This window comes from Vibrio sp. STUT-A11, from assembly GCF_026000435.1.
Lineage (GTDB): Bacteria > Pseudomonadota > Gammaproteobacteria > Enterobacterales > Vibrionaceae > Vibrio.
In genome coordinates this window covers 700,135-714,142 of record NZ_AP026764.1, presented here as the reverse complement: position 1 = coordinate 714,142, position 14,008 = coordinate 700,135, and the positions used below count along the sequence as shown (strand labels likewise).

10 protein-coding genes are annotated in these 14,008 nt (G+C 45.7%); 8 read left to right on the top strand and 2 right to left on the bottom strand.

Annotation, left to right across the window (positions count from 1 at the left end; all coding sequences use genetic code 11):
• Positions 1–270 precede the first annotated feature (270 nt).
• The 8 genes from OO774_RS18810 to OO774_RS18775 all read left to right on the top strand — a co-directional run bounded on the left by OO774_RS18810 (position 271) and on the right by OO774_RS18775 (position 9,181).
• Complete coding sequence (locus OO774_RS18810; RefSeq protein ID WP_264908310.1) at positions 271–1,128, top strand: DMT family transporter; 858 nt, start codon at positions 271–273, stop codon at positions 1,126–1,128.
• 404 nt (positions 1,129–1,532) lie between these two features.
• The gene (locus tag OO774_RS18805) at positions 1,533–3,713 is read left to right on the top strand and encodes an FUSC family protein (RefSeq protein ID WP_264908308.1); all 2,181 of its coding nucleotides are present in this window, start codon (positions 1,533–1,535) and stop codon (positions 3,711–3,713) included.
• Between the two features lie 10 nt (positions 3,714–3,723).
• Positions 3,724–5,361 (top strand): TolC family protein, encoded by a 1,638-nt coding sequence (locus OO774_RS18800; RefSeq protein ID WP_264908307.1) that lies wholly within the window; start codon positions 3,724–3,726, stop codon positions 5,359–5,361.
• A complete protein-coding gene (locus OO774_RS18795) occupies positions 5,361–5,564 on the top strand; it encodes a DUF1656 domain-containing protein (RefSeq protein WP_237314147.1) in 204 nt (67 codons plus the stop codon). Before OO774_RS18800 ends, OO774_RS18795 begins: the two co-directional genes overlap by 1 nt.
• Positions 5,565–5,576: 12 nt before the next feature.
• Positions 5,577–6,464, top strand: coding sequence for an HlyD family secretion protein (locus OO774_RS18790; RefSeq protein WP_264908304.1), 888 nt, complete (start codon positions 5,577–5,579; stop codon positions 6,462–6,464).
• A gap of 22 nt (positions 6,465–6,486) precedes the next feature.
• Positions 6,487–7,173 (top strand): potassium channel family protein, encoded by a 687-nt coding sequence (locus OO774_RS18785; protein ID WP_264908303.1) that lies wholly within the window; start codon positions 6,487–6,489, stop codon positions 7,171–7,173.
• Entirely contained in the window at positions 7,166–8,314 is a 1,149-nt protein-coding gene (locus OO774_RS18780; protein ID WP_264908301.1) for an AI-2E family transporter, read from the top strand. Before OO774_RS18785 ends, OO774_RS18780 begins: the two co-directional genes overlap by 8 nt.
• A gap of 201 nt (positions 8,315–8,515) precedes the next feature.
• Positions 8,516–9,181 carry a DUF2057 domain-containing protein gene (locus OO774_RS18775; protein ID WP_264908298.1) on the top strand — a complete coding sequence of 222 codons (666 nt, stop codon included), beginning with the start codon at positions 8,516–8,518 and terminating at the stop codon, positions 9,179–9,181.
• A 66-nt stretch (positions 9,182–9,247) separates the two neighbouring features.
• Here the strand turns inward: OO774_RS18775 and OO774_RS18770 are convergent, their stop codons facing one another.
• Both OO774_RS18770 and OO774_RS18765 read right to left on the bottom strand, forming a co-directional pair.
• On the bottom strand, positions 9,248–12,406 hold the full coding sequence (locus OO774_RS18770; RefSeq protein ID WP_264908296.1) for an efflux RND transporter permease subunit: 3,159 nt from the start codon (positions 12,404–12,406) through the stop codon (positions 9,248–9,250).
• Positions 12,407–12,419: 13 nt separating this feature from the next.
• The gene (locus tag OO774_RS18765; RefSeq protein WP_264908294.1) at positions 12,420–13,577 is read right to left on the bottom strand and encodes an efflux RND transporter periplasmic adaptor subunit; all 1,158 of its coding nucleotides are present in this window, start codon (positions 13,575–13,577) and stop codon (positions 12,420–12,422) included.
• Positions 13,578–14,008 lie beyond the last annotated feature (431 nt).

The following is a 14,008-nucleotide window of genomic DNA, read 5'->3' as shown; positions in this document are numbered from 1 at the left end:
ATAACAAGAAGTGCCGCTAGTAGCGTGTAGGAAAAGTCCTAACAGGGTGAAAGAAAATACGCTTTATTTCTTTCCTTTCAAACATTTAACAAAAGCCCTACAATTTATAAAATTAGACTATTGAGTGATAATTTTATCGTTAGCCGAATGGTCATCAGCTAGCTCCCCACGCCTCAGATGGCAACTGGTATAACTAATCAATTAATCAACTAATTGAATAAGTAACTTTGCCGCTACACTCACTCTATGCACCCAATTTAAGGATTGAAGATGTTTACTTTTTTGCTGACCGTTGTTGTGATGCTCGCTTTTGCTGCCAACTCACTGTTATGTCGCGCAGCGTTGGTAGATGGACTGAGCGATGCGGGAAGCTTCACGATCATCCGCTTGATCTCCGGGGCGGCGACGCTTGTGTTTTTTCTTATCGCTACTGGAACCTGGCATTCAGAAAAGCCGACCAGTCGCTTTAAGGTACTTGCAGGTGTGACGCTATTTGGCTATGCGGTATTAATTTCGTACGCGTATCTGAATATGGATGCAGGTACTGGCGCACTACTCTTATTTGGGGCAGTACAGTTGACGCTTCTGACTTTACATTGGTGGCAAGGCGAACGATTTAAAACTTTAGAAGTGATTGGTATCGCCGTCTCCATTCTGGGTTTCGCTTGGTTAATGCTTCCATCTGCAACTCGGCCGGATACCTGGTCGACGCTACTTATCGTGATATCTGGAGTGTGTTGGGCGCTCTTTACAGCCCTTGGCAAGCATGCCCCTTCACCGAGCAGTGGTATTGCATGGGGCTTTATCGCCGCCTCTGTGATAAGCTTGCTCCTCTCTCCTTTTCTTCTCTCTTCGGTCAATCTCACCATTGAAGGTTTCTTACTTGCTATCACCTCCGGTGTGCTTGCATCGGGGATCGGTTATTTACTGTGGTATCACGTAATCCAGAAACTTACCCTACTTCAAGCCGCGATAAGTCAACTTTCTGTACCCGTTATAGCCTTAGTACTCGGGTCTATTCTGCTCGGTGAATCCTTGTCGCTTCATTCCATCCTCACCAGCACAATCATTTTAGGTGGTATCGCGCTGGTCTTTTTATCTCGCTCTCAAAGCGCGAGTAAAGTGTAATACAACCGATACAACTTGATAAAAAATAAAACTTTTCCCCTCAAATACCTATTCATCATCTATGCTTTTAAAGGCAGTGGCATAGATGACAATAGACACAAGCCCTGCTTAGCATCTGATGATTTAAAGAGAGCTTGGCTAGGAAATACCCGTAAATCTGTTTCATAAATAAGACTGCGCGTAAGTAGCAGTTTTGAGCATTTAACTCAAATCCCCAGCACTGACAAGGGATAGAGCCAGATTGACTACTTCATAGGCATCCGGTTTTTGACACTAGATTTACAATCCGCTTCTTTTTACTCGTTATATTCCGCCAACTCAAACACAGTTGGAACAATATCCAGCCTTAGCTTTAATAACAAAATCCATTAATTTAAGACGATAAGCCTGAGCAAACTTTGACTATGAACGACAAGATTAAATTTGCTATAAAAGTATCGCTTAGCCTCACCTTGGCTTATCTGATCCCCTTTGCGATGGGTTGGCCACAGGCATCGACTGCTGCAACCACAGTGATGCTGATCGCCACAACGGGAAGTCGCCGAGAATCTCTCGCCAAGGGCACATTACGTGTTCTCGGCACCTTGGTCGGAGCGGTTGTTGGCTTGTTACTCGTCGGGCTATTCGCGCAAGACCGTTTTCTTTATATGCTGAGCGTGTCACTCGTCGTCTCATTTATCTTTTATTTTCGTAACGCTTACCAAAAAGACCCTACGTTACTGATGCTAACTGGTGTGATGACATTGATGATGTCTAACGGTGGTGATGCAGACGGCGCCTTTCTTTATGGTGTCGATCGAGCCTATATGACGGTCTTTGGCGTGGTGGTTTATACCCTTGTCGGTACTTTTCTCTTCCCGGTCAAAACCGAACAAAACCTACGCCAGCTTATCGAGCAGTTAAATCAAACTCAGCAAGCGCTGTTCTCTGCGCTGGTCAATAGCTTAGAACAGAAACATGAGTCACATCCACCAGCCGTTGATGATTCTGAATCACCAGAGGAATCAGAACATGCAGCTTCTCAACTCAATATCGACAAACTCACTGAAGAAATGTTTGCCGCACAAAATAACCTGGAGCAACGGTTTGCGACAGTGAGTGCCGAATGCAGCGATGTGTCCGCTTACTTAAAAGAGTGGCGTCTGGCCGTGCACCTGAGCAAACAAATTACCCAGCAATTATCGGTTGCGGTACATGGCCACTTTAGCCTTGAAGAAGATCGCCAATGCATCACTAACTTTGATGAAACGATAAAAGAAATAGAGCAGCTGTTCCAAAAATGCCATCAGGTCTGGGAAGACAACGAACACGCTTATCGCGCTAAAGAATTTAAGGTTAATTACAATCAAGAGTTGTTAGATTCATCACCGCATCTTACTAAAGGTTCGGCGATCACTTTAGGATTTCTGCTGGAATCCATGCATCAGAACCTGTCGCGTCTGGCTGAGAGTATCAGCTGTATAGATTCGGTGACGAACAACGTCTCATTCCACGTTGAAATGCCAAAAACCAAAGGCAAGTTCTTATGGTGGGATGCAGAAAATTTTAAAACGGCGGTCAAAACCTTTGTCACTTATTGGGTGGCGGGATTCATCTGGATCTACTTTAACCCTCCGGGTGGCTACTCGTTTGTGATTTTCTCGACCATGTTTATGTCCCTGCTCTCCTTTGTGCCGGTGCATCCAATTTTGTTGCTGGTGCTGTTCACTTTTGGTTTCTTATTTGCGGTGCCATCTTACCTATTTATCTTGCCGCAACTGGATCTGGGACTAGAACTCGGTCTGTTTATCTTTATCTACACATTTATTGGTTTTTACCTTTTCAATGGACCAATAACCATCTTTTACATGGTCGGTCTCTTTGTACTCGGGCTGGACAATAATATGTTCTACCACTTCGGCATCCTAATGACGATCATGACGCTGTTCTACTTGGTCGTATTCATGATTATTTTTGCTCATTACTTTCCGTTCAGTTCAAGACCCGAGCACCTATTCTTAACCATAAAAGAACGCTATTTCCGGCATACACGCTCGCTATTTGTCACCTATCAAAAGCAGTCGGATTCTTTTCTCACGCCACTAAAACGCGCTTTGCATCTAGTGACATTGAACGTGTCGGCAAAAAAACTCAAAGTGTGGGGCTCAAAAATCAACCACAAACATTTTGACCAAACCACACCAGAAGCGATTGGGGCATTCAGCAAAGCTTGTGACGTGCTATGCAGCCACATCAATGTGCTCATGGTTGCAGAAAAGAAACTGTTGGCGAATCCGTTGATTAACCAACTTCGTCAACAACATCGTGACTCGATCATTCCATCAATGGCTGGTGCGTTAGCCAGCCACCAGGTTACAGAAGAACTCGACTCCGTTTTTAATCAGTACAGCCAGGATTACCAGTCTTTCGAAGATAAACTGGAAGATTTTTTTAATGAGTTGGATTTATCTGACTACGCTTATTCAGAGATAGCTGGTTTTTATATCTTGCTGAATTTAAAACGGAACGTGTTCGAAGCAATTAAACATTGCAAGCAAACCTATGAGGATATCGATTGGGTGAACTTACAACAGAAGCGGTTTTAAAGGTAGGGGTATGATACTGCAAAAATTAACCAAACCAAGCCTCGCCATAATAACTCTGATTGGACTCAGTGCGTGTACTGCTGTGGGGCCGGACTATGTCCATCCACAGCAATCGGCTTTACCAAGTGATTGGTCATTACAAAGGGCCGTTCAGGATACCGAGCAATCTGAGCAAAAGGTACAGCAGTGGTGGCAACAATTTAATGACCCAACGCTGAATCAACTGGTTGAGTTGGCCAGCCAGCAGAACCTTGATTTAGAGTCTGCTGGGTTACGTATTGTCCAAGCCCGTGCCTTAGTTGGTGTCGCATCTGGTTTGCAGTATCCACAAGTACAAACCGTATCCGGTAATTTGGCGCGTGCATACGTCAACGATCAAGGGTTCAATAATGCTGCGCTCTCTTTTGATGCAGCATGGGAGATGGATATTTGGGGTAAATACGCACGCGGTATTGAATCGGTAGAAGCGGGTTACTACGCAACGATTGCGTCTTACCACGACATCATGGTAACCATCACTTCCGAAGTAGTGCGTAATTACATCAACTATCGAACCTACCAAGAACGTATTCTGCTCTCGAAGCGAAACATCGAAATTCAAGAACGCGTGGTACACATTACTCAGGTTCAATTTGATTCAGGCAACGTGACGGAACTTGATGTCCAACAAGCGCAGAACCAGTTGTACACCACCAGAGCGGCCCAGCCGAGCCTAGAAATTGCGATGAAGCAGTCACGCACTGCTATTGCGCTTCTGTTAGGCGAATTACCAGAAGAGGTCGACGCGATACTGACATCAAACGGACTTCCTGAGCGTATCGCTGAGTACGAAACACAATTTAAATCGACAGGCAGAAAAACAGCATTATCTGGCAACGACGAAAACTCCATTGTCCCACATCCACCACTTTTAGAAACCCAAATCGACGCCAACTTGATCATGCGAAGACCGGACCTACAAGTTTCAGAGATGCAAGCCCGTGCGCAAAGTGCTCAAATTGGTGTAGCCGAAGCAGCATTGTATCCAAGCTTTTCTCTGTTTGGTTCGATTGGCATCGACAGTACAGTACCAGATGGCAGCAGCTTCAGTTTTAGTGACTCTCTCACGCTGGTCGCGGGTCCTGCATTTAGCTGGAACATTTTCCAGTATGGGCGTGTGAAAAATAACATTCGTTACGAAGATGCCCGTTTTCAAGAAACCTTAACCAACTACAACAAAGCAGTACTGCAAGCTGTTAACGAAGTTACCAACGCCTTAGAAGCTTATGACCTGTATTTACAACAAAAATCGCTACGTTTGCAGTCAGTAAACTCATCGATTCGTGCCTTCAACATTTCGATGACGCAATACGAAAATGGTCAAATATCTTTTGAACGCCTTCTCAACTCAGTAGAAAAAATGACACGTGCAGAAGACAGCTATGCCTCAATTAAGGGCGATGTCGCTAACCAGATCGTGGCTCTGTATAAGTCCCTTGGTGGCGGTTGGCAAGCGCAAACAGGTAAGCCCTTCTTATCTGACGAAATTGCGAGGCAGATGGTCGAACGCACCGATTGGGACGGGTATTTAGACCAAGAGAATCGTGTACTGCCTCCGCTTCCGATTGAACAGACAAACAGCACTGCACCCAAAGGGGAGGAACCATAATGCCTTATGAACTCTCTTGGGGAGATGTGTACTTTTCCCCACTACTGCTAGTGCTTTTTCTTGCAGTCACCGCAACCTGGATTACCGTGATCCTGTTAAACAAGACGCGCTTGTCTCGTTTTATCGCTTTTCCGTCGCTGACTTTCATCGCCATCATGGTCTTTTATGTGGTGGCAATCGACAGCTTTTATATTCAATTTTAGGTGCCAAACAAGATGAAAAAACTATTCGTAATTGCACTCAATCTTGTCATTCTTGGTGGCGCAGCTTGGCTCGGCTATCAAAAGTATGAAGAGTATTTTAATAACCCCTGGACACGTGATGGTCAGGTGCGTGCCAACGTCATCAAAGTCGCGCCTCGCGTATCCGGCCCGATCGTAAACGTTGCGGTCCAAGACAACCAGGAAGTAAAAACCGGCGACTTACTGTTTGAGATCGATCCAACCACCTATGAGGTTGCATTGTCGCAAGCCGAAGTCGGGCTGGAAAGGTCCATTGTCAGCTCTCGTGGTAAAAAAATCGAATATGACCGTTTAACCGATATCCGAGCGAAAGATCGTGGCGCGGTATCCCACAAAGATCTTATTCGCCGCGAGATCGCGTATGAAGAATCTCTACTACAAATCAAAGCGGCGGAAGAGCAGTTAAAGTCTGCGAAATTGAATCTTAGCTATACCAAGGTTTATGCCACCGTTGACGGTTTTGTTTCTAACCTGGATATCCGTAATGGTACTCAAGCCGTTGCCAACCAGCCTCTGCTTGCACTTATCGATAAACACAGCTTCTGGGTGTTTGGTTTCTTCCGTGAAAACCAGTTACAGCAAATTGAATCAGGTAGCAAAGCACAAGTTACGTTGATGTCTCACCCAGACACGCCCATTGACGCCACTGTCGATTCTATTGGCTGGGGGATTGCACCAAGAGACGGAACCGTGGGTTACAACTTACTGCCAAATGTGAACCCAGTATTCCAATGGATTCGTTTGGCACAGCGTATACCGGTTCGCATTGCCATCGACGAATTGCCGGAAGGCATTGAGCTTCGATTTGGACTTTCCGCCTCCATCATGGTGATGAAAGACTCATCAGAAAACAATGAATAGTTATTAAGTGAGAATAACGGTCATGGTCATTGGTAAAAAACTCAAAAACATTAATGAAGAGAATAACTTCTTCTACCTCACACTGTCACTTATCGTGTTGTTGATTGGCAGTGCGTCCACTCAGATGGTGAATGAGGGGGCCATCGAACATATTTTACAGGCATGCACGGTTATCACATTTATCGTCTGCTTCGCCAGCCTACGATTTGATAAAACCTGGTCTCGATTCCTTTACACCCTTTTTGCAGTCTGGGTGTTGGTCATCGTGATAAAAACGATTTTTCATATCAAAGAAATGAACGTCGTGATGCTCGCGTTAACCTTTGCGTTTTTCTTTGGCACCTTTAAATCTATTGCAAGACAAATCCTGTTTACTGGTCACGTCAACAGTAACAAAGTGATTGGTTCTGTTGCTTTATTCCTGTTGCTGGGTTTGATGTGGGCCATCGCCTACCTCATTGTGCTCGAGTTTTCACCACAGGCGTTTACTGGTATGGAGGCCATATCCTGGGGACAAAACTTCTCCAATGCAGCGTATTTCAGTTTCGTCACCCTGACCACTCTTGGTTACGGTGACATCAGCCCTCTGACTCCGTTGGCTCAAGTCATCGTTTATTTAGAGGCCATCACAGGTGTGTTTTATATGGCTATTGTGGTTTCTAGCCTCGTCAGTTCCAACATTGATCATCAGGTAAATAAAAATGGATAAATTATCGGAAAGAAATGAAAGTAAGATTTTCATCAGTAATATGGTGGAATCGGCAATACGTATTGGCTTGATCTTCGTATTGTTTGTGTTTACTTACGACATCATCAGGCCTTTCATCCTTCCCGTTATTTGGGGGGCAATCATTGCAGTAGCACTATTACCCGTCACTAAAAGGCTTCAGCGAGCCTATGGTGGCAGGCGTGGTTTGGCAGCAACCACCATTGCTTTGCTTGGTATCGCTCTGTTAGTGACGCCACTGGTAATGGTCTCTGGTTCCATTTACGACGGTGCAACCCACGCACTCCAAGTACTTCAAAGCGGTGAAGTTAAAATACCAGGGCCAAAACCATCCGTTGCTGACTGGCCTCTTGTCGGTGGTAAGCTCTATGACACCTGGACACTTTTCTCAACGAATTTAGAACAAGCCATTCAAACCTTTATGCCTCAGATTAAGTCAGCATTGACTTCCCTGCTTGGCATGATGGGTGGCGCTCTGGGTAGTGTATTACTTTCTATTTTATCTCTGGCGATTGCTGCTGGTTTTATGACTTACTCAGAATCATTAGCATCGGGCCTAACCACAATTGCCATTCGTACCGCAGGTGACAATGCCAAAAGCTGGGCGACGCTGATTGCTGCAACCATTAAGAGCGTACTGCTTGGCGTTGTCGGTGTGGCGGCAATTCAAGCGCTGCTGATTGGTGCCGGTTTCTTCGTATTTGGAGTGCCTGCCGCTGGCTTGCTTACTCTAATACTGATGATTTTGTGTATCGCTCAGTTACCTGCCCTGCTTGCCGTGCTACCTGTGATTGGCTACATGTACATGACTCAAGACAGCACAACTGCGACCCTGTTTACCGTTTGGGCGGTCGTTGGTGCGCTTTCTGAAAACTTGCTCAAACCAATGCTGATGGGTCGAGGCGTGGACACTCCGATGCCGATTATTCTGATTGGTGCCATCGGCGGTATGCTTGTCTACGGTATCGTAGGTCTATTCCTTGGCGCGGTCATTCTTTCAATTTGGTATGAGCTATTCGTTTGGTGGCTAAGCATTGAGAAAGCCCAACAAAAAGAAGAAATGGCCGAGCTACTAGAGGAACCTGGTGAACAAAGTGAGTCTGGTAACGGTGCAGGTATTTAAGTTCACCAAGCCTTCATTCGATACCTAATACGACAAGCCGTTGCATTGCAGCGGTTTGTTTTTATTCAGGTCACATTTTCCTCGCAATAAATATGAAAAATGAAGCTAATGTTAAATTTTCATACTTATTTCACTTGATTGTTGCAATCAAACACATAACGATGCACTCTCGATGCTCACATAGTGCTTAGGATAAAAACAATGAAATTGATCAAGCCTTTAACTTGCGCGCTCGCTCTGGCAATGAGTAGCATGGCATTCGCTGACGTAACCGTTAGTGTTCCTGACGACGTTTCGGTACTTGCTGCAAACGGTGAAAAAGTGAAGCTTTCTGGCGGTTTTCTCGCTTCAGAAAAAACATTAACGCTACCTGACGGGGTAAACCAAGTTGTCTTCCGCTTTTCGCCATTTTTCAACCAGGGAAATGATCGCGTTAGCGTTGAAAGTGATGTTATCGTCACTCGATTCTCTGCTTCGGACTCGAAGTTAACATTCCAACTTCCAGAGTACCGCAACTTAAATGATGCAGAAGATCACATCAAAGACTTAGACTGGAAACTGGTTGATGCATCTGGCAAGGCGATTGCTGTTAAGCAAGACAAGCTTATTAAAGAAGGCATGCAAATTGGCCGTGATTATGTTCGCGAATCAGAGGATTACAACAGAGCTGGCGGCGTGGCGGCAATCGCCATTGCAGGATCGATGGCTCAGCCGATGACTTTACCTGCTGAGATTCCTGAAGATATGAAGCAAATACGAGCGGCTGCAAAAGCAGATTCAACCGCGGAAGAAATGCTGCACTTCTGGTACCAAAAAGCGGATGCGGAAACGAAAGCTCGCTTCAAAGCGTACATCAACCAACAGTAACTTCTGGTTTATCTCAAATAAAAAGCCACATGAGATGTGGCTTTTTTAGTTTAGCAGACGAGCACTTTAACTAGATGCATTAGCCTGAGCTTGTGTCGCCTCATCCTGCTTTCTGAAACGAGCGAACACACGAGAGAAAAAACGCTTAATCGCTCTGAATATATTCTTGATATCTTCAAGCATCAGATACAAACAAGGCACCAATACTAACGTCAATATCGTCGCATACAGCACTGCGAAGCCTAACGCAACCGCCATTGGAATGACGAAGCGCGCCTGTAAACTCGTCTCGAACATGATAGGCAGAACACCAGCAAACGTCGTAATTGAAGTTAGAGTAATCGCGCGAAAACGAGCACATCCAGCTTCCACAACCGCTTGTTTGATGTTCATCCCCTTTTCTCTGACCTGGTTTATGTAGTCCGTCATGACGAGTGAGTCATTGATTACCACGCCCGCAGCGGCAATAAGACCAAAGGTGGACATCATACTGATGTCTAACCCAAGCCAGAAATGCCCCCAAATCGCGCCAGTCAAACTGAAAGGAATCACCGACATCACAATCAGCGGCTGCGTATAACTCTTCAGTGGCACCGCAAGTAGGATGTAGACAATGATCATCCCGGCAATAAAGAAGAGAATCTGCTCGTTACGCTGTGCAGCTTGCTCTTCGATGTCCCCACCCAACTCAGTCTTAACGCTTGGATACTGCTCCTTCATATCCGGCAAGATGCTTTCATCGATGATTTTCACCACTTCTTCTGGCTCAACCAACTCTTCATCAATAGAGCCATAAACATAAACCGTCTGATAACCACCCTCACGACGAATAGTACTCACGCCCGGTTGCTCATTAATCTGCACCACATCACCCAGCATAACCTTTTTGCCTGCAGGCGTTGTGATCACGGCATAGCGCAGCGATGAGAAAGCTTCACGGGTTAATTGCGGATAGCGCACCATTACTTTGATTTCTTCGCCCTCACGGATCAATCGCTGTGCTTCACCACCATAGAAACTGCCACCCACTTGTTGAGCAATCATGGTGAGATCCAAACCGAGATCGTAGGCAACAGGTGCTAGCGAAAGAAGCACTTCTTTACTACCTGAATCAATCGAAGATGAAATGTCGTACAGACCGTTCTGCTGCTGTAAGCGGTCAATCAAGTAACGACCCGCTTCATTCAGCTCGTTGATGTTCGAGCCAAATAACAGATACCCAAATTCGTCTCGATCGCCACCACCCGCGCTCTGTTCACGAATTTTGATACTCTTCATTCCCGGTATGGTTGGCATCGCTTCACGCCAACGACGAGCAAGTTCGAACGTGTTGAAAGGACGGAGATCCTCATCGACAAGTGGGACCAATACACGCCCTTCGGTACGGCTTCTGTTATAAGACAGGACATCACGAATCATTCCCTGACCATACTCTTCGATGGTCTGAGTTTCGACGTCCTGCATAACGCGCTCAATGGTTTTCAGTGCATCAATCGTCTGCTCACTTGAAACGGTATCATTCATTTCTATCGTGATCGCCGGATAATCGGTCGGTACTTTAGGGTTTGGAATGACACGTACGTAATTAGAGTTCACCAGCGCTGCACTGATTGCCAGCAAGCCACAGAACACAGCGAAAACACTCCAACGCCAGTGAGTGCACAGGGTAACAAAACGGCGATAAGTGCCATTAACAAAGCCAAAGAAGCGGGTATTGAAGCGATCTCGCCATCCACCAGCCTTAATAGGTTTGAAATGCGTATGTGCAAGGTGAGCAGGTAAGATCAACTTAGATTCAATCAGACTGAAGACTAAACATAAGATAACAACACCCGCGATGCCGTAGAAAAATGCACTATCAATGCCGCTAGAAAGCAAGAAAGGAGCAAATACAGCGATGGTCGTCAGAACGCCAAATGTCGCTGGCGTCGCAACGCGTTTAACACCACGGACTACGTTTTCGACACCTCCACCCTTTTCCTCAATTTCACTGTAGGCGCTTTCTCCCATGACGATGGCGTCATCTACGACAATCCCCAACACCATAATGAAGGCAAACAGAGAGACAATGTTCACTGTAATGCCAAGCGCAGGCATTAACATCACCGCACCCAGGAAACAGACAGGTAAACCGATCATCACCCACATGGCTAAGCGGAAGCGCAAGAAAATACTCAGCATAATGGCGACCAACGCGGCACCCTGCAGCAAGTTTTTCAGCATCATGTCGAGACGCCCATTGAGGTAATAAGTCATGTCGACCAGTACCTTGAGCTGAACGTCACTTGGTAGTGTTTTGTTTTTTGCCTCGATGTACTTATGAACCGACTCAGCGACAGGAATAATATTCTGGTCGCGCGTCGCTTCTACGGACATATAAATCGCGTTTTGTCCCGAATATTCAAAGTAACGCTCTTCTTCCGTAAAGCCATCTTTGATGGTTGCAATATCCTGAAGCAGAACTTTTGCCCCGTTAGCGCCTAACTTCACCGGAATATTTCTGAATTCATGACCGTGGTAATACTGGTTTTCAATGCGTACTGCGATCATCCCAGAGTTGGTTTTGACTTCACCCGCTGAAAAGTTGGCAGAGTAGCGTCGAATCGCGTCACTCACATCATTCAAAGTCAGATCGTACTTACGCAGCACAAGCGGGTCGACCTCAATCGCAATCTCTTCTTCAGGCGCACTCAAAGACACCAACATGACGTTTTTCAGTTGCAAAAGCTCATCTTCAATTTGCTTGGCGATGGGCTTTAACTCTTCGAGTGGTCTATCACCAACGAGCCCCATCTCAATCACGTCCTGACGCCACTCAACCTGATAGACATTAATTGGCTCCATACCCGCAGGTAAATTGGACAAGGTATCAATCCGTTGATTCACATCATCAAGCACGCGTTTGATGTCAGCATTTACATCCACTTCAATAGAGACATAAGCACTGCCTCGACTCGCTCGGGATACGACTTTCTTAATGCCCGTAACGTCTTTTATCGACTCTTCTACTTTGACGAGAATGCTCTCTTCTATTTCCTGAGGAGAGGCGCCAGGATAGGTTGCGCGCACATCAATGTAGTTAACTTCGATGTTAGGGAACATCTGTCTCTGAATGAATAGATAGCTTACGATGCCCATGACAATGATAAACACCATCAGCAGGTTCGCGGCCACAGGGTTATTGGCAAAATAGGCAATTATGCCCTTTTGATTGGTCTCTTCCATGACAAACTCCTACTTATTGTACGACGGTTTCGGAGTCGTCATTCTTTTTTGCGATTTGCACCGGCATGCCTTTTTGCGGGTACTCAGGCAGAGTTAACACCAGCTTATCGCTCTGTTCTAGACCGTCACCGACCAACATAAACTCGCCTTCCGCTCTCAGTATGGTAACAGTTCGAGGCTGGAGTTGGCTGTCGTCATTAACCACCCAGACTGTGCGGTTTTTAACCAACTCTTGAGGTAAGCGATAAATGTGTTTGAGCTCTTTACCGGTAAAGCTGACTTCAACATAAGAACCAAATTTGATTGGTGGTTGCTTATTATCAATCCCATACGGGTCCTCAACCTGAATCACCATATTGATCATCCGAGTTGCGCTGTCGATCATACCTAGATCACGAACCACTTTGCCTTCACGCGTCGTCGACAAAATACCTTGTTGAGTGACGGTGGCACGAAGTTCATTGATAGATTCTGGTAAGAATGCACTGTCAAATCCAGCAATTGGCACATGTATTTCAGCTACCTCAATATTGTTGAGCGTAGCAATACGGGACCCGGATGTAACGAACTGGCCGACGCCGATATCTCGCTCAACCACTAGCGCATCGTAGGGTGCAATGACTTTGCAGTTTTCCAGATCACGCTTAGCACGTTTCAACGACGCTTGTGCCGATTTCACCTGTGCTTCTGCGCTTAGTACATGCGGTATACGTAAATACAAGTCCGTTACTTGTTTATCACTCAGTTGTTTAGCCTGACGTTTGGCGACTTCCGCTTTTGCCTTCTCCTCGATCAACGTAGCACGAGCACTGGCCAAAGCAGCCTCAGCTTGAAGCACTGCCGCCTCGTAGTTATCGCTTTCAATCGTGAACAAGATTTCACCGCGCTTTACGATACCGCCAGTGACAAAGTTAGGGTGCCAACTGATGACTTCACCGCTCACTTGGGCAGAGAGGTGAGTTTTCTCAAACGGCACCAATTCGCCATGGCTGGTAATCACCACTTTGTGATCGGTAGGAAAAAGTGAAGATGCCTGAACCGTCGGCTCAGCAATGGTTTCTTTCGTCGACTCTTTTTCTGGAGCCGTTGCGGCTATTGCGGCATAACCTGCGTACGAGCCACCAGCAACAACGAAGGGTAAAAGCCAACGTAACATGGGTTTTGATAACATCCAAAAAATCCTTTTTTATTGTTTTTGTCACCGTTTAGCGCTTGATACGACCTACAGGCGTCACATACTGCCAGCCAACTCAAGTTCCTATGAGTAAACGGTGAGGTAGTTATACCAATCTAAACAACGATTTGATCATCTCGCTATTCGGATTGGTTTTGCATCTGAAATAGACTATTCTGTTCATCTCCAAGTAAAGGTAAGCACTGAAGAACCACCGAAACCTGGACTTCATAAGAGAACAATACTCACAAAGGCTTAAGACCGTAATCCACGGCAAGCTATCCTTTAAAAGCTCATAAAATTAACAAAATTTTAACTCACTTCGCAAGTTGTGTACCCTTACTCACACATCCCATACGCAAGCAGCATGCCAGGACATATAACCATTAAAAATCAATGAGTTAGTTATATTCGTGCAATTACCCTAG

Excerpts from the sequence above, each read along its gene's own strand:
- OO774_RS18795 (WP_237314147.1), top strand. The coding sequence starts at position 5,361 with ATGCCTTATGAACTCTCTTGGGGAGATGTGTACTTTTCCCCACTACTG.
- OO774_RS18810 (WP_264908310.1), top strand. The coding sequence starts at position 271 with ATGTTTACTTTTTTGCTGACCGTTGTTGTGATGCTCGCTTTTGCTGCC.
- OO774_RS18785 (WP_264908303.1), top strand. The coding sequence starts at position 6,487 with ATGGTCATTGGTAAAAAACTCAAAAACATTAATGAAGAGAATAACTTC.
- OO774_RS18765 (WP_264908294.1), bottom strand. The coding sequence starts at position 13,577 with ATGTTATCAAAACCCATGTTACGTTGGCTTTTACCCTTCGTTGTTGCT.
- OO774_RS18800 (WP_264908307.1), top strand. The coding sequence starts at position 3,724 with ATGATACTGCAAAAATTAACCAAACCAAGCCTCGCCATAATAACTCTG.
- OO774_RS18770 (WP_264908296.1), bottom strand. The coding sequence starts at position 12,406 with ATGGAAGAGACCAATCAAAAGGGCATAATTGCCTATTTTGCCAATAAC.
- OO774_RS18775 (WP_264908298.1), top strand. The coding sequence starts at position 8,516 with ATGAAATTGATCAAGCCTTTAACTTGCGCGCTCGCTCTGGCAATGAGT.
- OO774_RS18780 (WP_264908301.1), top strand. The coding sequence starts at position 7,166 with ATGGATAAATTATCGGAAAGAAATGAAAGTAAGATTTTCATCAGTAAT.
- OO774_RS18790 (WP_264908304.1), top strand. The coding sequence starts at position 5,577 with ATGAAAAAACTATTCGTAATTGCACTCAATCTTGTCATTCTTGGTGGC.
- OO774_RS18805 (WP_264908308.1), top strand. The coding sequence starts at position 1,533 with ATGAACGACAAGATTAAATTTGCTATAAAAGTATCGCTTAGCCTCACC.